General features: G+C 47.5%; 22 protein-coding genes. 4 read left to right on the top strand and 18 right to left on the bottom strand.

Translation table 11 applies throughout. From position 1 onward, the window contains the following. Positions 1–103: 103 nt before the first annotated feature. The 6 genes from alr to HP567_RS05395 all read right to left on the bottom strand — a co-directional run bounded on the left by alr (position 104) and on the right by HP567_RS05395 (position 6,123). The gene (alr, locus tag HP567_RS05420; protein ID WP_173611929.1) at positions 104–1,291 is read right to left on the bottom strand and encodes an alanine racemase; all 1,188 of its coding nucleotides are present in this window, start codon (positions 1,289–1,291) and stop codon (positions 104–106) included. 2 nt (positions 1,292–1,293) lie between these two features. Beyond that, on the bottom strand, positions 1,294–1,734 hold the full coding sequence (locus HP567_RS05415) for a hypothetical protein (protein ID WP_047074011.1): 441 nt from the start codon (positions 1,732–1,734) through the stop codon (positions 1,294–1,296). A gap of 184 nt (positions 1,735–1,918) precedes the next feature. Beyond that, on the bottom strand, positions 1,919–3,292 hold the full coding sequence (locus HP567_RS05410; RefSeq protein WP_173611928.1) for a hypothetical protein: 1,374 nt from the start codon (positions 3,290–3,292) through the stop codon (positions 1,919–1,921). A gap of 746 nt (positions 3,293–4,038) precedes the next feature. Then, entirely contained in the window at positions 4,039–5,076 is a 1,038-nt protein-coding gene (locus HP567_RS05405) for an outer membrane lipoprotein-sorting protein (protein ID WP_173611927.1), read from the bottom strand. A gap of 264 nt (positions 5,077–5,340) precedes the next feature. Then, the gene (acpS, locus tag HP567_RS05400) at positions 5,341–5,727 is read right to left on the bottom strand and encodes a holo-ACP synthase (RefSeq protein WP_173611926.1); all 387 of its coding nucleotides are present in this window, start codon (positions 5,725–5,727) and stop codon (positions 5,341–5,343) included. A gap of 153 nt (positions 5,728–5,880) precedes the next feature. Continuing rightward, on the bottom strand, positions 5,881–6,123 hold the full coding sequence (locus HP567_RS05395) for a gamma-type small acid-soluble spore protein (RefSeq protein ID WP_173611925.1): 243 nt from the start codon (positions 6,121–6,123) through the stop codon (positions 5,881–5,883). A 173-nt stretch (positions 6,124–6,296) separates the two neighbouring features. On the opposite strand from HP567_RS05395, the gene HP567_RS05390 reads away from it, so the two are divergent. Continuing rightward, positions 6,297–6,548: a glutaredoxin family protein gene (locus HP567_RS05390; protein WP_173611924.1), complete on the top strand. Its 252-nt coding sequence runs from the start codon at positions 6,297–6,299 to the stop codon at positions 6,546–6,548. A 21-nt stretch (positions 6,549–6,569) separates the two neighbouring features. Here the strand turns inward: HP567_RS05390 and HP567_RS05385 are convergent, their stop codons facing one another. From HP567_RS05385 to HP567_RS05350, 8 genes are all read right to left on the bottom strand, one after another. Continuing rightward, positions 6,570–6,905: an ArsR/SmtB family transcription factor gene (locus HP567_RS05385; RefSeq protein WP_047074001.1), complete on the bottom strand. Its 336-nt coding sequence runs from the start codon at positions 6,903–6,905 to the stop codon at positions 6,570–6,572. Positions 6,906–7,001: 96 nt separating this feature from the next. Then, the gene (locus tag HP567_RS05380) at positions 7,002–8,621 is read right to left on the bottom strand and encodes a GMC family oxidoreductase (RefSeq protein ID WP_173611923.1); all 1,620 of its coding nucleotides are present in this window, start codon (positions 8,619–8,621) and stop codon (positions 7,002–7,004) included. Beyond that, on the bottom strand, positions 8,608–9,210 hold the full coding sequence (locus HP567_RS05375; protein WP_173611922.1) for a gluconate 2-dehydrogenase subunit 3 family protein: 603 nt from the start codon (positions 9,208–9,210) through the stop codon (positions 8,608–8,610). Before HP567_RS05375 ends, HP567_RS05380 begins: the two co-directional genes overlap by 14 nt. 27 nt (positions 9,211–9,237) lie before the next feature. Continuing rightward, positions 9,238–9,627: a hypothetical protein gene (locus HP567_RS05370; protein WP_007721110.1), complete on the bottom strand. Its 390-nt coding sequence runs from the start codon at positions 9,625–9,627 to the stop codon at positions 9,238–9,240. Positions 9,628–9,759: 132 nt separating this feature from the next. Further along, the gene (locus tag HP567_RS05365) at positions 9,760–11,052 is read right to left on the bottom strand and encodes an arsenic transporter (protein WP_173611921.1); all 1,293 of its coding nucleotides are present in this window, start codon (positions 11,050–11,052) and stop codon (positions 9,760–9,762) included. A 106-nt stretch (positions 11,053–11,158) separates the two neighbouring features. Next, complete coding sequence (locus tag HP567_RS05360; protein WP_173611920.1) at positions 11,159–11,872, bottom strand: SDR family oxidoreductase; 714 nt, start codon at positions 11,870–11,872, stop codon at positions 11,159–11,161. A gap of 34 nt (positions 11,873–11,906) precedes the next feature. Then, entirely contained in the window at positions 11,907–12,458 is a 552-nt protein-coding gene (locus tag HP567_RS05355) for an NAD(P)H-dependent oxidoreductase (protein ID WP_173611919.1), read from the bottom strand. Positions 12,459–12,486: 28 nt separating this feature from the next. After that, on the bottom strand, positions 12,487–13,110 hold the full coding sequence (locus HP567_RS05350; RefSeq protein ID WP_173611918.1) for an ester cyclase: 624 nt from the start codon (positions 13,108–13,110) through the stop codon (positions 12,487–12,489). A 171-nt stretch (positions 13,111–13,281) separates the two neighbouring features. Here HP567_RS05350 and HP567_RS05345 point away from each other — a divergent pair, with 171 nt between their 5' ends. After that, positions 13,282–13,620, top strand: coding sequence for a winged helix-turn-helix transcriptional regulator (locus tag HP567_RS05345; protein ID WP_007721121.1), 339 nt, complete (start codon positions 13,282–13,284; stop codon positions 13,618–13,620). Between the two features lie 64 nt (positions 13,621–13,684). Here HP567_RS05345 and pstB (HP567_RS05340) read toward each other — a convergent pair whose 3' ends face one another. Beyond that, positions 13,685–14,437, bottom strand: a complete 753-nt coding sequence (pstB, locus tag HP567_RS05340; protein ID WP_012684227.1) for a phosphate ABC transporter ATP-binding protein PstB — start codon at positions 14,435–14,437, stop codon at positions 13,685–13,687. Positions 14,438–14,667: 230 nt separating this feature from the next. Here pstB (HP567_RS05340) and HP567_RS05335 point away from each other — a divergent pair, with 230 nt between their 5' ends. After that, positions 14,668–16,713 (top strand): methyl-accepting chemotaxis protein, encoded by a 2,046-nt coding sequence (locus HP567_RS05335; protein WP_173611917.1) that lies wholly within the window; start codon positions 14,668–14,670, stop codon positions 16,711–16,713. A 51-nt stretch (positions 16,714–16,764) separates the two neighbouring features. After that, entirely contained in the window at positions 16,765–17,157 is a 393-nt protein-coding gene (locus HP567_RS05330; RefSeq protein WP_229087918.1) for a hypothetical protein, read from the top strand. Between the two features lie 73 nt (positions 17,158–17,230). Here the strand turns inward: HP567_RS05330 and pstB (HP567_RS05325) are convergent, their stop codons facing one another. From pstB (HP567_RS05325) to pstC, 3 genes are read right to left on the bottom strand one after another with little or no spacing between them, the layout of a single operon-like run. Next, the gene (gene pstB / locus HP567_RS05325; RefSeq protein ID WP_173611915.1) at positions 17,231–18,004 is read right to left on the bottom strand and encodes a phosphate ABC transporter ATP-binding protein PstB; all 774 of its coding nucleotides are present in this window, start codon (positions 18,002–18,004) and stop codon (positions 17,231–17,233) included. 19 nt (positions 18,005–18,023) lie between these two features. Next, positions 18,024–18,914: a phosphate ABC transporter permease PstA gene (gene pstA / locus HP567_RS05320; protein ID WP_047073983.1), complete on the bottom strand. Its 891-nt coding sequence runs from the start codon at positions 18,912–18,914 to the stop codon at positions 18,024–18,026. Continuing rightward, positions 18,915–19,862 (bottom strand): phosphate ABC transporter permease subunit PstC, encoded by a 948-nt coding sequence (pstC, locus tag HP567_RS05315; RefSeq protein ID WP_007721130.1) that lies wholly within the window; start codon positions 19,860–19,862, stop codon positions 18,915–18,917. It lies immediately after the preceding gene. Between the last annotated feature and the right edge of the window lie 54 nt (positions 19,863–19,916).

Raw genomic sequence — 19,916 nt, 5'->3', positions numbered from 1 at the left:
GTGAAGACTTCGTTTACCCAAAAAAGCCAGCTTTTTCGCTTAACTAGTATTCGTGTTCCACGGGAAAATTCCTGCTGAATTTCCTTGCTAGTTATTTACATTTTCACGAAGACGAGTGCTTCATCGTCAATGGGTGAAAGACGTCCGTTACTTTCTGGTCGCGTAAATAGAGGCGCGGAATTCGATAATTCAGCATACAAGGCACCTCGTAATTGATTGTTCCCAGCAAATCGGCAATTTCATCCAAGGAGATTTCCTCGTCCCCCTGCTTACCATACAAGACGACCTCATCATTGACCGCTGCTTCTGTCGAATTCAGGCTGACCATCATTTGGTCCATGCAAACTCTGCCTGCAATCGGGTAGCGCGATCCATTGTACAACACCTCACCGCGGTTGGACAAAAGGCGAGAATAGCCATCTGCGTATCCGATCGGCAGCGTTGCGATCCACTCGTCAGGCTTTGCTGCATACGTAGCACCATAGCTGACCGTGAATGGCTCATCTGCCTTCTTGACGTGGGCAATTCTGGTCTTGAGTGCCAGGGCGGGGGCAAGAATGACATCCGCACGTTCTTTCATGTACAAAGAAGGATACAATCCGTATAAACCTATGCCTAAACGAATCGTATCATACCCCCAATCGGGAAATGCGATAGCCGCAGCCGTATTGCAGCAATGAACGGTCGGCAATGTTTTATTTGCTTCACGCAGTACTTGCAAAAAGGATTGAAACAAGTCGTGTTGTCGTCGCACATGGGTTGTATCTGGTTCATCCGCGCAGGCAAAATGCGTAAAAATGCCTGTCCACTCAAGCTTTGAGCATTCTTCAAGGGCATCTACAACCGCAAGCAAATCTTCTTTTGTCCGGACGCCCAAACGTCCCATGCCTGTATCGGTCTTCACATGAATCCCGACCGGCTTGTCATCATTTTTCTGAAGAATGTCGTTCGCTTCCGTGATCCATTCGACGCTGTAAGCAGTTAACTCCACTTCCAGCTCGCTTGCAGTGACAATGGATTCAACAGGTGTGTATCCCAACACTAAAATCGGCGCTGTGATCCCTGCCCTCCGCAAAATAAGCGCTTCATCGAGCAATGCGACTGCAAGTGAATCTGCACCGCTCGCCAACGCTTCTTTTCCAACATGGACAGCACCATGACCATACCCGTCTGCTTTCACAACAGCCATAATACCCGTTTTTTCTGGCAAATGACGTTTGAATGTCTCGAGGTTCGCCCGGATGGCATCCAAATCAACCTCTACCCAAGTGTCACGACAAAACGATTTCATTCCTATCTCCTCTTGTTCCCTTTTTTATAGTAAAACAAGCGTTCATTTAAATGACTGAGAAATTGCCTGGAAACCATCAGTGATTCCTTTTTGCCGCCTACACGATAAAAATGACGGCCTTCATAAATTTGCTCGACTTCAGACAGCGGGTAGCTCTTTTCCTGTCCTGACATAGAGATAATCAGGTGGGTCTTGGTCAGCTTGTACACCGGACGCAATACCGATTTGTACAGAAACGGAGATAATCCAACAACAGCAATGGCAATGGCAAAAACAAGCACTTTGAATCTCGTGTCATTGGTCGGGAAAAATTGAGAGAGAATCATCATCCCCAGCACAAACATGACAGTCTCGTTAATGCGCATTTTCCAGCTTTTTCGCAGGAGCATGTCTTTGTAGGTCGATGCTTCCTGGTACAAAACTTCGTTAGACGGTTTCTTCATGTAAAGCATGCCACCTCATTCAATAAGTTACTCTGAATGTATCGTGTTTTCCCGCTGTGTGTCAATTCGCGGATTGTCCTTTCACCTCATTCACACGTTGGTTTTTGTGTACAAATCGGCCCTCATCGACCAATCCCAGGAAAATAGAAAAGCAGATGGGATTCGCTCCCACCTGCTGACTTTTCTACATGGTTTTCTCCTGGTCTTTTTCCTCTTTTTCATGTCTGGGGAAAACGACTTTTTCAAAGCTGCCATCCACCATTTTTTGCACGATCGCTGTCAATTCCTCGCTGCGCTTATCTGCTTGCTCCTGTGTGAGCTTGCCTGCCTCTACTGCTTCTTTTAGCTTGGCTTCGTGCTGACCTACCAAGAGCTCGATGACGTCATCCACTTCTACGCCCTGCTCCTTGGCAATGGTCGCCAACGATTTTCCTGCTTTTTGCTCTTCCTTCAGCTTGTCTGCATCCAGCTTGAGGAGGGACAGCAGTTCTTCATTTTTTTCAATGCCCATTCCTTTACCCGGTCCGCGTCCGTGATGCGTGTTTTGCACCATTTCTTTTACCCGTTCGCTCGCATTCTCATTCATTTTGTCGGCCTGTTCCTGCGTCAGCTTCCCGGCGGTTACCGCCTCTTTCAGCTTGGTTTCCTGTTGTTTCACCAACAGAGCCACCAGATCATCCACGGATACGCCTTGCGCCTCTGCGATGGCAGCCAGCGATTTGTCTGCTTTCAGCTCTTCTTGGAGTTTATCGGCGTCCAGCTTCAAGAGGGACAACAGTTCTTCGTTTTTCTCGAAGCCCATTCCTTTACCCGGTCCGCGTCCGTGATGCGTGTTTTGCACCATTTCTTTAACCCGTTCGCTCGCATTTTCATTCATCTTGTCGGCTTGCTCCTGGGTGAGCTTGCCTGCTGCTACCGCCTCTTTCAGCTTGGTTTCCTGTTGTTTTACCAACAGCGCTACCAGATCATCCACAGATACGCCTTGCGCCTCTGCGATGGCAGCCAGTGATTTGTCTGCTTTCAGCTCTTCTTGGAGTTTATCGGCATCCAGCTTCAAGAGGGTCAGCAGTTCTTCGTTTTTCTCGAAGCCGCCAATGAAGCCTCCTTTGCCGAAGCCTTTATCCGGTTTCGCGTTTTCTACTTGCTCTTTAACACGATCGCTCAGATTTTCAGACAGCTTATCTGCCTGCTCCTGCGTTAGCTTGCCTGCTGCTACTGCTTCCTTCAGTTTGGCCTCTTGCTGGTCAACCAGAAGTGCCACGACATCAGCGGAGTCAACTCCTCGGGCTTGTGCAATTGCTGCGAGTGTTTTCCCTGCTTGAAGCTCTTCTTTCAGCTTGTCGGCATCCAGCTTCAACAGAGAGAGAAGCTCTGTATTTTCTTTGAGGCCCACACCACCGTGGTGGCCCATCTTGCCCGTTTTGAATTTTACTTCTGCAGGTTTATTCAATGAAGTTGGTTTTGCTGAATCGGCTGCCATTGCTCCGCCTATGCTACCCAAACTCAGAACCACTGCCATCGTTCCCATCAGCATTCCCATTTTCGTTTTGCTAAACATGTACACTCAACCCTTTCGTCTTTGCTCGTGTAGTGTGCTTGTTCTTTGGTACAAGACCAAGTGTACATGGGTTTTTTTAGATTCCCGTTTGAGAAAAAAGGAAAACTTGAGGGAAAATCGTAGAAAACTATGAAGGGCATTTTGGTTTGAGTCAACATAGTGGAGGAAAAGAAAAAGCACAGTTCTCTTCGACTCTGACACGCCAACGCGGGGGGATTCACTGGCCGTCTCCACTCCAAAAAGGGGACCGTCGATCCAAAGCCACCCTACGGGCGGAAGTTTCTCAGGGAAGAAGTGTTCGACAAGCGTGGTCCCCTTTTTGGAGTTCCGACTGGGTAGGCGTTGTCAAGGTCTGCGAGCCCTGTGCTTTTTCTTTTCGCCAGCTTTTTGGATTCATCGCTTCTTTAAAACTTAGGAAGATTCTCCTTTATGTATCAACAGGGGGAGTTTCTAAAATAGTAGAACAAAGTTGCTTGGGAAGAAGTGCATTTCCAGTCCAAGCGCCTCTGGAGCCCACCTGAGCGTAGGATTGAATGTCGGGGAATTTCAGCTTCACTTATGAACTACTTCATCGAAACTTCTACGTTTGAAGCGCTCCCGACATTCAATCCGGAGCGGACAGTCTAACCCCTTGCAGGGCGTAGGCCGAAGCGTAGACTGGAAATGCGCTTCTTCCCCTCCACAGCAGCTACATTCTAAAGCAAAAACAAAAGAGGACGGCATTCACCGTCCCCTCTCCCACGCTTTTATTTCGCGCTGAGGCCATATGTCGACTGTGCGACATTCACCATTTCTTCCTCAGGGAGATCCCCAGCGATTGTATATTCGATGCCGTCGAGCTCCCACGTCAGAAGTCGCTGATTTTCACCTGTCTGCGCAAGCACACCAACCGTAAAACCGAGGTTCACAGGCATACCTTGCTCATACGACACAGATGCTGCCGTCGGGCGCCCTTCGATTACTTTGTAGTTGTAGGTTCCTTTGTAGGTCAGGATAACCTTTCTCTCTCCATCACGGGTGACGGGCTCGATATCTCCTTGCGTAACCCCTTCTGGCATATACGTAGGGACGATGACACCGAATTGGCTGTTCGGTTGTTTCACGACCTGTCCATTTGTTGGTGCCATTGTTGGGATTGTTGTCAACGAGCTTGTTGTCATGTTGCGCTCTTTGTCAAAGGCGTCTTTGTCAAACATAGGGTTGAACGAAAAATCAGTGAAATCAATTCGTACGAGCGGATTCATGCTAGCATCCATAATTTCGGCGTGCGTCGGTTTGAAATCTTCTGTCAGCCAAATTTTTTGCTTGGTCAAAGAACGATTGCCGCTGTAGTTCGCTTTCACTTCGAATACATACTGTTTTTCTTCCATCTTCATTTGGCGCTCCGTGTCATCGATAATGCTCTTGGCCAGCGTTTCGTATAAATATAACGGTCCGTTGTTCTCAGGCCAGCCACTTTGGAAGCGGAAGCTCTTGTTCAGATGCGGGGTCAGTACAAAGACTCCTTCATTGTTTCGCAAGATGATTTGTGTAATGCCACGCTGTTTTGAGGTAAGAGCTACCCGATAATTGGTTGGCTTTTCATACCAGACCTGAACATCGTACTCCATGGGGGTAGAGCCTGTCTGCATGGTCAAAACTGCCTGAGACTTGTACCCAGTCATTTTTCCCAGTGCACCGTTCAGGTCGCTCACCACATCTTCTGGTGTTTTCTGACCGAAACAACCGCCGAGGAACAGGGTGAAAACCAACAATAACACCAGTGGTAAAGCTACCCGTTTCATTCAATGAACTCCTCCTTGTCAATATTTTCGACAAAGAAGGGCATCCCTGTCTATTTCCTGGGAAATCTGTCAGTCTCTCGCCCATGCAGCGCACATCGTGTCAATAGTTGCGAATGGTTACGAAGTTGGCGATATATCGCTTGGATCGGCTACAGACTTAGCCTTCCTGTGTAAGAGCAGGTAGTCCCTCCTGATCTACGCGATATAAATGTATGTCCATCCTCGTCCCAATATGCAGACAAGTTAATCGGTTTTTTCAAACATCTATCGTTCTTCTACAATGACTTGGGCAATCGCATGCGTCTGGCTATGCGAAATGCTCACATGAATATGAACGCGAGCGGGGTCAAGATCAAGCTTGCTGTACACCTCGTTCTTGATGGTCATGACGGGCTTTCCCGAATCATTCGGGAGGATTTCCATATCCAAAAAACTGAGCACAGCACCAATGCCTGTGCCCAGAGCCTTTGCTCCCGCTTCCTTGGCAGCAAATCTGCCTGCAACCATTTCCACCTGTCTCGTCTCTGCTTTTCCCTGTAGGAGCTGTTGTTCATCTGTGGTTAAAAAGCGTTTGATTGCACTCTCTTGTCTTTTTATCAAAGTAGCGATGCGCTCTATTTCCACAATGTCTACACCTGTTCCAATGATCATGAGCACTTGCCTCCTAGTGGGCTGATTTACGAATCACAGTATCATCCACTTCCACGCTTTTGCAAGTGCGAGGATAGAAACCACATTCCATGCATAGACTTTACGTAAAAAAATAAAACCCCCGCAAATTGCGAGGGCTCTGTCCGCTGGCTCCTACTCAGTAACTTGGCCAGAAGATTGTTGTGCAGCCGATTGTTGGTTTTGACGGCGAACTTCTGCAACATTTGTCTCACTTGCGAATTCAGTCGCAGTACCTTGGGAAGCAGCGCGCTGTGCAGATTGTTGGTTCTGACGACGAACCTCTGCTGCGTTTGTTTCACTTGCGAATTCAGTCGCAGTGTTTGCTGCTTGGCTAGCTTGGTTCGCTTGGCCCATACCTCTGTTTTGTTTAGGCATCGTTAACATTCACCTCCTCGACGTCACTGAATATAATTTGTACAGCCCCCTATGTGCGTATCCATCCTCATTTTTCCAAATCATGCTGTTGTTTACTTGCTTTGTCTCGACCGATCATTCATATTGGAAGGAGCAAGGCTTTTACTCTCTGCTTTTGAAAGGGGCAATTCTGTATGGCTCACAAGGTTATTATCTATACCCAAGTCACTTGCGGTCCTTGTCAGGAAGAAAAAATGTGGCTGACTTCCAACAACATTGCTTTCGAAGACAGAGACATTCGTCAAAACGAGGCGTTTTTCCAGGAAGCTATTCAGTTAGGCGCCAGCATGACACCTGTAACCCACATTGAAAAGGAAAATGGCGAGCAAATTGTCATCCATGGATTTGACAAGGAAGAACTAAAAAAAGCGTTGGATCTCAATTGATCCAACGCTTTTTACGACTGATCAGCCAAATGAAGGTTCACTTGCAACTGATTTTTGTTTGACTACTGGCGACATGTCCGGCAAGTTAGACAAAATTTGCTTCACTTCAGGACTGCATTCCGTATTAACGGAGTAATAAACCCATGGTCCTTTCCTACGCTCTTTGACCAAACCATGCGTTTTCAACTTAGCCAAGTGCTGGGAAACAGAAGGCTGGGAAGTTTGCAAAATTTCCACGAGATCACGGACACATAAGGACTGTACTTGCAGGAGAGCCATGATCGTCAAGCGCGTCTTGTCACCAAGTAGCTTATAAGTCTCTGACAAAAACAGTACCTGCATCAAATCCATTTCCATAAGGATACCCACCTTTGCCTTACATATCTGTTTATCAGTATACTATATGGCTTATATGATGGGGAAGATAGAACGCAAAAGTTATGTGAACCCTGCTTATACATCCTGCTTTTTCATCGCCTCAATGATCTTGTCTGCAGTGCGCGCAGCCAGCGCCATGACTGTATTTGTCGGGTTGCTTCCACTCGAGGTAACGAACGTAGAAGCACCTGCTATGAAAAGATTGGGTATGTCATGGGACTGCCCGTATTCATTCACAACAGAAGTTTCCTTGTCATTCCCCATCCGGCATCCCCCCATGAGATGAGCGGTATCAGATACCACATGCTCTGGCTGCCCCCCCATCGCTTCTATAATCCGGTTCATTTGCCCAATGGCATGCTTGTATAGCTGCTTGTCGTTCTCCTGATAACTGAACGTCACCGTAGGAATCGGCATTCCGTATTCATCTTTTTCACCTGAAAGCGTCACTCTGTTATCAGGATGAGGCAGCACTTCCCCTACCAAGGTGATCCGCGCATACATATTGTAATCCAGCATGGTCTCACGAAGCTGTTTTCCCCATAAATACGAGCCATCTTCCCTCTCGGCAGCAATGGCAGTCGCCATCGCGACCGGACGTGACCCGTGTGCACTCAATGTATATCCGCGGGCAAATCCTCGTTCCCGGTCTGTCTCGTAAAAATGCTGGGTCAAGGCAAGGACAGGTGTTCCCTTATACAATCGCACCTCCTCCGGAAGCCGTCCGTATACATCATGGCTGGAGTGGGGCATAATTGCTTTTCCTACCCATCCGCTCGAATTCGCCAGCCCTTGCGGAAACTGTGCATTCGCTGAACTGAGTAACAATCGGGGGGTCTCCACCACAAACCCGGCCAAAATGACGACACGAGCCATCTGCTTGTGCGTCAAGCCATTATGGTTAAACAACACACCGCTGACCCGGTCGCCTGCCATCAAAATTTCCGTCACCATGCAGTCGGACAGCACCTCTGCCCCCTCCGCTATCGCTTTGGGGATATGATGAATCAACCCGCTGTACTTGGCATTCGGCATGCACCCTTGATTGCAAAAGCCACGATTGATACAGGGAGGACGTCCATCAAAAGGACCCGATAAAATCGCCAGAGGCGCAACCACACTCTCGATCCCCAGCTTCTCGCACCCTTCCCGGAACAGTTGGGCATTGGCACTGATTGGCTCCCGAACGGGGTAAGGATACGGGCCTTGAAAGGAACCCCACGGAAAATGATTGGGACCTGAGACCGCAATCTCCCGTTCGATCTTGTCGTAATACGGGGCAAGATCCTGATACGTAATCGGCCAGTCCTCCCCTACGCCGTCTACGGTCTTTGTCTTAAAATCACTCTCGTGGAAACGCAGGAACACCCCCGTAAAATGCACGGTGCCTCCCCCAATTCCCCGTCCTGAGTTGTTATGTCCCAAACGCAGTGGGTCTTTGCCTGCTACCAGCCTCGTTTCCTGCCAGGCCAATCTCCGCATCGACAGCTCATCACTGGCAAAATCGTGTTGTGGGTCCCAAAACGGCCCTGCTTCCAGTACGACAACGCGCAACCCGGCCTTTGCCAGCTCATAAGCCAGCACGCCACCTGCCGCTCCAGCACCTACGATGCATACATCTGCGTCATTGGCGTATTTTCTTTGATCCACAGGAGTGGGGCGATGAGTAATCGTATGATGGTCATGACTCGTCATTTGTTTTCGCCTCCCATGGGTCCGTCAATCCTTTTTCCACCCGTACATAGCCACGCGGATAAGCGGGTCCGCCATAGCCGATATCCGACCAAACTAACGGATGTGAATAGTAAGCACTGACTGTGTCATGCAGCAACCGCTTGAAAAAATCTGCTGGAGCAAAGTCTTTCCACGCCTCCAGGTTTTGAATGCCCCCATTCGCAACGCGCTGAAGAACGGCTTCTTGCTGGTCTAGCTTCAACGCAACAAAATCAGTTCCATAAGCAACATGACTCTCCGCATCAATCCCTTTCAAGCCCGAGCGATAGAACTCTTTTTTGGGGGGAATTCCGACCTTTCGCTGTGATTCGCCGATATTACTAGCCGTCGTATTATCCAGATGCTCCACCACATAGGTCAGCACTTCCAAACGGTGATCATTGACCAATACGCCTACGACTGTCTGCAAGAGCAAGGATTCAGGCTTCGTAAAAAATTGATTGGCAATCGCGGGCATTCGTCTGGCGCCTACCACTTTCCTGGTGTGAGCATCCCACTCTGTATGCTGGTCCCAAACATCATAGGATGGGTAACGTTTAGGCTTTTCCATGTCCTCTCACCCCTTTGAAAACGATTTTTACCAAAACAGCGCAAGAAGCCCCAATGCAGACATGGCCGTGATCAGTAAAGGAAGAATCACAGGAGGACCGACGAGAAAATTTTGACCTTGTGAATAACCTCCCACACGCTGCCCAACCCCGACCGTATGTAAATAGGCCCCGTACAAACCACCAACCATGCCGACTACCATCATCAAGGCAAACACCCAACGCAGCCACCCCGCATTCACAAACGATAAAACAATAGCAGTAACCGCAAATACAGGGAGCTCAAGCACGGGAATCCACATTGCCCAATGGCGGAAGTTTTGTCTAGAGTGAAAAAGTGTGACCTGAACCGCAATCAGGGCGAACGCCAACCCAGCAAAAAGTATCAGTACGCGTTCGATCGGCCAGCCATGCCACATGGAAACATCCTCCTTTTTACGTACATTGCGCCTATTTTTTCCGTCCTTGTCAGGTCCTATTCTGCCTATTTCACTACAAGTAGCATGATGAATAGAAAAAAGCCTGCTACTAGCCAGCAGGCTTTTCATTCCCTATGAAAAATAAACCAATGTCAAATACAAACCGAGCAAGGTGAACAACAATGTCGGTACGGTCAAAATAACCCCCGTCCGAAAATACTGCCCCCACGTAATCGTCACGTCTTTGCGTCTCAAGACGTGCAACCAGAGCAAGGTCGCAAGCGATCCGATCGGCGTCATTTTCGGCCCCAAATCGCTTCCGATCACATTCGCGTAGATCATTGCTTCCCGCAACACTCCATCTGCTTGTGTCCCTGCAATTGCCAACGCGTTAAAGATGACTGTCGGTAGGTTGTTCATGACAGAGGAAATAGCAGCAGCCAGAAAGCCTGTTCCCAATGTCGTTGCCAATAAACCATGCGCCATGAACCAATCCAAGGCGTCTTTGACCAAGTCAGTCAATTTCGCGTTGTGCAGCCCCCACACCACGACATACATGCCAATCGAAAAAACAACGACTACCCACGGTGCTTCTTTCATAATCCGCCGCATGGCGATCGCTTCACTTTTTCTTGCAGCCAGACAAAAAATGATGGCTGCCCCTGCAATGATGATAGAAACGGGCGTATGGATGGACTCGCTAATAAAAAAACCAATCAACAAGACCGCAAGAATCGGCCACGCCAGGCGAAACATTCTGTGGTCGCGAATCGCTTCCTCCGGATTTTTCAGATGGGAAAGGTCAATCTGCGCTGGGATGCTTTTGCGAAAATATAGGTACAAAACCAGCAGGCTTCCACCAATCGAAAACAAAGTCGGAATGATCATTTTGGCCGCATACGCAGCAAAGCCAATATCAAAATAGTCAGCAGAAACAATATTCACCAGATTGCTAATCACAAAGGGCAAAGAGCTCGTATCTGCAATGAACCCGCTGGCCATGACAAATGCCAAAACTGTTTTCCCATCCAGCTTTAGTGCCCTCACCTGTGCCAACACAATCGGCGTCAGGATTAGGGCTGCCCCATCATTCGTAAACAAAGCGGATACGAGTGAACCAAGCAGGATCACATAAACGAACATCAACCGCCCATTCCCTTTGGCAAAACGGGCCATATGGAGCGCAGCCCATTCAAAAAAACCGACTTCGTCCAATACGAGCGAGATGATGATAATCCCAATTAGCGCGAGTGTCGCATTCCAAACAATGGAGGTTACCTCTGCAACATCACCGATCGTGACTACCCCAATCGCCAAGGCCAACAGTGCTCCACCGACAGCCGGATAACCAATCGACAACCCCCGCGGTTGCCAGATAACCAATGTCAACGTAATTAGAAAAAGGAAGAATGAAATCCAAACCATCGCATGTATCTCCTTTCCAAAAGCAAAAAAGAACGGACCTCAAAAAGTCCGCTCTCCTACCATACTACAAATTGAAATGATCTGAAACGTCAAGTAATGGAATCCTTTAAAGTAAAATGTGGCCACCTTCTACATGAAGTACAGTTCCGGTAACAAAACTATTTTGGAGCAGGTATAGTACGCTTTGTGCGACGTCTTTCGCTTGTCCAACTCTCTTCACAGGGAGTTTGTCTGCCAATGCTGCATAGAAATTTTCGCGCACATCTTCAGGCATTTTACACCGTGATGGCGTATCAATAATGCCAGGTGAAACGATATTCACTCGGATTGGTGCCAGTTCCAAGGCGAGGGTTTGCCCCAGATTCGAAACCGCCGCATTGACTGCGCCAAGGGCAGAGGAACCAATCATCGCTTTGTAGGCGACAACCCCGGAGAATAAGGTGATGGAACCGTTTGTGGAAATCTTCGGCGCTCCGTACTTCGCCGCGTAGTATTGACCCCAAAATTTGTTGTCAAAGAGCTTCCGCGCTTGGGCTGTATCCGTTTGAAGGAATGAACCACCTGATGTTTCCGCTGCGCTGACGACCAGATGATCAAACGTGCCTACTTTTTCAAAAAAGGCCTGAACCTGCTCCTCATCGGTGGTATCTAGCGTATACGCCGAGGCTTTGGAGCCAAGACTCTCTTTTGCCTTCTGCAATTTATCTTCGGAGCGGCTGGCAATGATCACTTCTGCACCTAGTGCTACTGCCTGTTTGGCTGTCTCCAAACCAATTCCGGAGCTTCCGCCGATGATGACTAACTTTTGATTGTGCAACATGATAGGATCTTTCCCCTTTACTGTGAGATTTTCATTAGAAGCTCAATGCTTGTTTGAGATGCGCCTCGAGTTCGGATACAAATCGGTCGATCTGCGGATTTTTGATGACATCATAGCAAGCAAAGCTCTTTACAGGTTGCATGCCTAAAAATTCCTGTACGCGGTGCAAATGACTAATTGCATCCTCAAGGCTTTCCCCTTTAAAAAATTGGGTTGGATCGTTAAATGCTTTTTCTGGGGCATTCCAAGTCGTGGAGAACATATATTTTTTGTCGGTTAATAAACCGCCTCTACCGTATTGATTAGCCCCCTTGAAAAACAAACCGTACGCATATACTTCATCCATATATGTTTTCATTAACCCAGGGACACTGAACCAGTAGATGGGTGTTTGATAAATGACCATATCTGCCCAGAGAAATTTCTGGTGCTCTTCTTCGACTTTGTATCCGTTTTGAATAATGGTAGTTCGTACATCGTTCTCTTTTTCGAGCAAACTCACCATATGATCCATCAAGGTTTGGTTCAGTTTCCCCTCCGATGAGCCATATTTTTGGTGACCATTGATGATAAGGATTTTTTTCATTTTTAACATCTCCTTTACGTTAGTTCGTTCAATTTTCCGCTACGACACCAATTTGTTGCATAAAGGTTAAATTGTCTTCCAGGTGCCAGTCTTCAACAAGCTTCCCATCCTTGATGCGCAAAACATCGATTGCCATAAATTGAATGGGCTTCCCGGTCAGAGATTTTCCCATAAACTCGCCTTTGCTCGTACCCGTAAAAGAAAGACGAGCTGTCACCTTGTCCCCCACTACCAGTAAATCCTCAATTTTGCATTGCAAGTCGGGAACTGCTTTACGGAAGTTGCGAGAAGCAAATAACAAGCCATCCGGACCTTGAGGTCTTCCTTTCGGCAACGTGTTATCAATGAAACTTGGAGAAACGGTTTGTGAAATAAGTTCCTCATTCCCCGTGTTCCAGAATCCGTAGAAACGTTGAGCGGCCTGTACCATTTCAGTAGCTTTCGTTGAATCCAACGAGGAATCAATCGTCATCGAAACGGGTTGTGGAAGATCCTTCAATAGTTGTACGTCTGTCTTGGCGGACAACACAGCCGTTTGATTATCATAAGCAGACGTTTTCGAATCAGTAGCGCATGCTGTTGTGAACAGCATCGTCCCGAAGATGACAGCAATACCAGCTATCGAACTCATTCTTTTTGTGCGTGGAATCATATTGTTCCAATCAACTCCTTATTTAGAGTGGAAGTATCGGTTCACATTGCTATTGTAACGACAGTAACTTCATTTATGGAAGTAGTGATATTAAATTCATATAGTTTCCGAAAAGATACTATTGCGCTATAATAGCCAAAAAACCCTACTATTTTTTTGGAGGATATTCCGATGAACGTTCTTGAACCAATCGAACTGAACAAAGGAACCCCAGGCCAACCTTGCCCCATTGCCAAAACGCTTGACGTAATCGGGACCAAATGGACCTTTTTAATCATTCGGGATCTGCTTATCGAAGGAACGCTGCGTTTCAGCGACCTGCTGAAATCCATGGATGGGATTAGTCCAAAAACACTGTCGCTTAGACTTAAGGAATTGGAAGAGCACGGCATATTGGAAAGGAAGGTGTTTCCGGAAGTCCCTCCGCGTGTGGAATATACGTTAACGGAGAAAGGGAAACGATTGGAAGGTATTTTCATTGAGTTAAAGAGGTTTGGGTTGCATTTATAAACGTTTGGAAATCAAAAAGAGCGGACCTCGAAAAGTCCGCTCTTTTACCATCATGCCTATTGAATTATCCGAAACGTCCGGTAATGTAATCCTCTGTTCTTTTGTCACGAGGATTTTGGAAGATCGTCGGGGTGCTGTCAAACTCGACTAGCTCTCCATTCAAGAAAAACGCAGTCTTATCGGAAATACGTGCTGCCTGCTGCATGTTGTGCGTCACGATTACAATCGTATAACGGTTCTTCAGCTCTTCCAACAGCTCTTCGATTTTGGCTGTCGAAATCGGGTCTAATGCAGAGGTTGGCTCATCCATCAAAATGATCTGTGGCTGAACAGCGAGTGCCCGTGCGATACAGAGGCGTTGCTGCTGTCCACCGGAAAGCCCTGTTGCGGGCTTTTTCAGTACATCCTTCACTTCATCCCAAAGGGCTGCTGCCTTGAGGCTTGTCTCTACCAACTCGTCCAGCTTGTTACGATCATTCATACCGTGTAGTCTCGGCCCGTACGTGATGTTGTCATAGATGCTCTTCGGAAATGGATTCGGATGCTGAAACACCATGCCGATATTTTTGCGAAGTCGCTCAACTTCTACACGGGAGCTATAAATATCCTCGTCGAAGACTTTTACCGTTCCCGTAATTTTGGTGTTCGGTACAGAGTCGTTCATTCGGTTCAACGTCCGTAAAAATGTAGATTTACCACAGCCAGACGGACCAATTAAGGCTGTAATGGAATCAGACTCTACATCCAGATTTATATGATAGAGGGCTTGCTTATTACCGTAGAAGAGATTCAACTCTCTCACCGAAATAACGCTCATACGGTCTTCGCTCCTTCGTGGTTGTTACGTCTTTTTACTTCCCCACTATAGCGCACCAATGTTAGGTTTCCGTGTGAAGTTTATTAAGTTTCGTTAAAGATTTCGTTTTAGGACTTTTTACATAGGTCATCTTACATTAATTTATGGTAAATCTTGCTGGCAAAGCATATACGCTCCTCTAGGTACCCCCTACAATAAAGCTGAACGTTTTGATAAGGGGAGAACAATTAATGCTAGACATAAAAAAACTATGGGGTCACTCGTCGTTTCATTATCGTTCAATTTTCACCAGGCTGTTCGCAGGCATCATGGGCATGGTTGTCTGCATGATGGCAATTGCCGCTTTCTTCATCAGCTATCAATCCGAAGCCACACTCAATGAAAAAACAAAGCAGCAATTACACGAAGCATCAGGTGCAGCTCTACAGAAGGTACATAGCAGGGTCTATGACATCGTGACCGCCTTGCAATCATTTGCTTCCACTTATAAAAACAGCAAGATCACGAACAGTCAGATCTTTGGCATTTTTACAGATTTGTCTACCAGCAATCCTACGATTTCCGAATTACAAATCGTCACCACGGACGGAAAGTATTTGACCTTTCCGGGATCACCCCTCGACAGTTCCTACGATCCGCGAAAAATGGACTGGTATGAGGGGGCATTGAACCAACCGCAGCAGGGGGTTTTTGTCTCAGATGTCTTCCAGTTTTCCAAGACGGAGTTTCCCAAAATTGCCGTCTCACTCCCTTTGCGCAATGAAGATGAGGAGCCAGTAGGCGTCGTCGTGGCATTCGTCTCTGTTCCGAAGCTGAGCGAATCAATCGGGCAGATTAAACTGGGCGAAACCGGGTATGCCATGATCGTTGATCAACAAGGCAAGCTGGTCGCTCATCCTGATCAATCCTACGCGTTGCAGCGCCCTCTTCTCTCCGAGCTGGCCATCGTACAAAACGTCATCGCTGGTCAATCTGGGTACGAGCCGAGCAGGATCAATGAGGTGGACTCATTTGCCGCCTATCAATTTGACCCCTCCCTAAAATGGGGAGTGATCGTCGCACAGTCGGTATCCGAGGTAAAGCAAGAGGTTCGCCGCCTTCAGTTAACTATTTTGGCCGTCTCACTCGTCGGACTTGCTGCACTCGCACTCATGTTGTATGTGTATGTTCGTCGAATCATCAAGCCGATTAAGGAAGCACAACAAAAAATGTCCGCCTTTAGCGAGGGTGATCTGCTGCAAACCATGCACGTTCAAAGTAATGATGAAATTCGCCAGCTGGCTGACAGCTTCAATCGAATGAGTGAACAAATCCGGACGATCATCGGTAAAATCCAGTACGTCATCTCAGACGTCAAACAAGTAGCCGATCATGTCGGAAAAGGCTCCCGCCATTCTCACGCCATGCAGTCAGAAGTCGTATCCGTAACAGAGCGGCTGGCCCAAGAAATGGACAACCAGCAGGAGCAGATCGATGATATTCACGCCACGATGGCCGACATCACGCAAGAAATGTCTCGGATCACTGACTCCATGGAAAAAGCAATTGTACAGAGCCGGGAATCACGTCAGCAAAATGCCAGAGCAGCAACCTCCATTGATTTGCTAAAAGAAAATATGCACAATATCTCGGAGGATATGAAGGCTTCTATGCATGCCATGTCCTCCATGAGAGAAAGCATGAGTGACATCAACGAAATGCTCGGTCTGATTTCCGCCATCTCCAAGCGAACCAAGCTTTTGTCCTTTAATGCTCGAATCGAAGCTTCCAGGGCTGGACAAGCTGGGATCGGCTTCAGCGTCGTAGCAGACGAAATTCGCTTGCTGTCCGACCAGACGGAAGAGGCATCGGCCCGTATTCAAAAGGTAATTGAATCAGGGGAAGAACGAATGGAGCACGTAGCTGCCTGCTTGCAAACGACCGATCATGCTACTGTAAATGGCATTCAAACCTTGCACCAGGCCGCTTCTATCTTCCACAATACGATCCAGCTCAGTGAAGCGTTGACTGCTCAATTTGAATCGATCAGAATGCTCACAGGAACAATCTCGATACAGAGCCAAGCCATTTCGCAGCGGGTAGACAATCTGTCCGCCTCTGCACAGCAAGTAGTTTCAGGCACACAGCAGGCCGTAGCTGCCAATCAAGAAAGCCTATCCTTATCGGAACAATTTCTCGATGACTCCCTGCGCCTGACAGAAATCGTGGAGGATCTGGAGCAAACTATCAAATTTTTCCGAGCGGGAGAAACAACCCCTTCTTTGAAAAATTCATGATATCATAAAGTGAATGGGAACTTTTCACAAACCTATCCTACGAAAGGGGATGTGTGGACCTTGGATAAGCGTTCCATTCACTTTTATGTCATTGCCCTATTTGTACTGCTAGCAATGTCCCTCGTAACCTTTATCAAGGTCTTTGGTCAAAGCCACTATCTGCGTTACTTGTTTGTGGCGATATTTTTTGTTGGCTTGATAGTCGGTTATGTTCGATACTGGATGAAGGTCAAAAGCGAGAACATGCAGCATCAAAGCAAATGGTACAGGTATGGATTTTTACTTGCTTTTGCCCTCATCTATATGGCTATCAAATATGGTGTAAAAGCTGTTGTAGGTTATGAGGCTTCCAGCGAAGACTACGGCATTGTCATCGCGTTCTTTTTCTTGGGTCTGTTTATTTCCTACTATGGTTTTTATGCACGATATTTGCGGAAAGCCTGAAAACAATAGCACAAGAAGCCCTCCTGCAAGCTGATTTGCTCGGGAGGGCTTCTTGTGCTTTTTCTATTCTCTCTTAGCCAAAACGTCCGCTAATATAATCCTCGGTTTTTTCGTTTTCAGGTGATGTGAAGATTTTCCCTGTCTCATCCATCTCGATCAGCTCACCCATCAGGAAGAAGGCGGTTTTCTCAGAAATTCGCGCTGCCTGATGGAGGTTATGGGTAACGATTACGATCGTATACTCATCTTTTAGCTGCATGACCAGTTCTTCGATTTTCATGGTAGAGATCGGATCGAGAGCGGAAGCCGGTTCGTCCAACAGCAAAATGGTTGGCTGCATTGCAATTGCACGCGCGATACAAAGCCTTTGCTGCTGTCCACCAGAAAGGGAGAGTGCTGAGTCGCGAAGACGATCTTTTACCTCATCCCAAAGGGCTGCTTTTCGCAAGCTCGATTCAACCAATTCGTCCAAATCACGTTTATTGGTCATCCCATGGAAACGCGGTGCAAATGCGATGTTTTCATAAATCGATTTAAAAAATGGATTCGCTCGTTGGAAAACCATTCCTACCACTTGGCGCAGGCTCTCGATGTTTACTTGCGAGTTGTTAATGTCGATACCATCCACAATAATGGAGCCCTCTACTCGACAAGAAGGAACCAGATCATTCATCCGGTTCAAGCTCCGTAGAAGCGTCGATTTCCCGCATCCGGACGGGCCAATAAAGGCCGTCACGGAGTTGCGTTCAATATTCATTGATATATTTTTTACGGCGTGCTTCTCTCCGTAGTATACATTCACGTTATTCGTCTGAATGATCGTTTCTTGCATGGTCAGTACGGACATGGCTGCCACCTACCTCTTCTTAGTTTGATCCTGACGTCATCTTTTTGTAAACCCAATTCCCGAACCAACGAGCGGAAAGGTTAAAGAGCAAGACGGCAATAATCAGAACAGCAGCCGCGCCATCTGCGACATCACGTGCATCCGGTGTCAGCCCCTCGCTGTTTACCTTCCAAATATGCACGGCCAAGGTCTCGGCAGGACGGAACGGATTCAGAGGTGACGTTGTACTGTTCATCGAGAAGTCGGTGAAATCCAGATTCGGTGAAGACATCCCTGCCGTAAACAGCAAGGCGGCCGCTTCCCCAAATACACGGCCAGATGCCAAAATGGCACCCGTAATGATACCTGGGAGTGCTGCTGGAAGGATGACTGACACGATGGTACGCCATTTGGTAATACCAAGCGCGAGACTCGCTTCCTTTTGACTGCGTGGTACGTTGCGCAGTGCATCCTCTGTTACACGAACCAAGAGCGGCAGGTTAAATACCGTCAGCGCAAGTGCTCCACCAAACAGGGTATAGCCCCAGCCAGTCATATTTACGAACACGAGCAATCCAAACAAACCAACTACGATAGACGGAAGAGAAGACAATACTTCTATACTCATGCGGATGAACTGTGTAATCTTGTTATCCGGCGCATATTCAGCCATATAAATGCCTGCTCCGATCCCGAGCGGCAACGCGATCAGCATGGTCAGGACCAGCAAGTACAACGAGTTGAAAAGCTGTGGTCCAATCCCGCCACCCGCATTGACAATATCCGGCGGAGAGGTCAAAAAGTCGAGATTCAGCTTATGCCAACCTTGCGAGAGAATGAAGCCCAATAGTCCCACCAAGGTACCGATAATCAGTACGGCAATCAGTGTCAAAACAACAGTAGCAGCGCGGTCCATCAGTCTCGCTTTCATCTATTTTGCCAACCTCTTTCTGCCCAACAGGCGCAAAATCACGATAAAGATGAAAGACATCGCCAAGAGCAGCAAAGCCATTGACCAGAGAGCATTGTTATACGGAGTTCCTTGAATCGTGTTCCCCATGTTCAATGTGATACCGCTAGTGAGCGTACTGATCGGTTCGAGCAAACCGCCTGGCAGCTTCGTTGTGTTACCGATAACCATCTGCACAGCCAAAGCTTCTCCAAAAGCGCGGGACATTCCCAAAACAATGGCCGTCAAACAGCCAGGAAGCGCGGAATGCAACACGACATTCCAAATGGTTTGCCAGCGAGTAGCACCCAGTGCGAGCGAAGCATTGCGCAAATCTTGCGGAACAGCCTCGATAGCATCTGCTGCCACACTCGTAATGGTTGGCAAAATCATCAAGGCAAGAACAAGTCCCCCTGCCAATAAGCTGAAGCCAAGAACATCAAATTGTTCCCGAATAAATGGAACAAGCAAAGTTAGTCCAACATAACCGTAAACCACCGATGGAATACCTACCAACAGCTCGATAACCGGCTTCAATACTTTTTTCCCGAAGCCAGGAAAGATTTCTGTCATAAAAATAGCGGCGCCGATTCCGAGTGGCGCGGCAATTAAAGCAGCCAATGCCGTTACGAAAAACGAACCGAGGATAAAGGGCAACACACCATACGCGGAGGGTTCACCTTCTGGGTCCCATTTGTCATGGGTTAAAAATTCTTTGAAGCTTACTCCATCGACAAAGAACGTCGACAGCCCTTTTGAAGCAATAAAATAGGTGATCGATAGAACGACAATAACGAGCAAACCCGCACAAATCATCGCGATGGTTTTGCCAGTAATATTCTCTGTTTTTTGACGCTTGTTCGTTGTCAGCATTTTTTGCGCAATCATCGATTGACGCTCTGTATTTACCCCTTCAGTACGATGGCTCATGTTCTCCCTCCTGGAAAGAAAACGACTGTACGCAAGCAAAATGAGGGGAAGGCC

It is taken from the genome of Brevibacillus sp. M2.1A, assembly GCF_013284355.2.
Classification (GTDB): domain Bacteria; phylum Bacillota; class Bacilli; order Brevibacillales; family Brevibacillaceae; genus Brevibacillus.
This window is presented reverse-complemented; position numbering and strand designations above follow the sequence as displayed.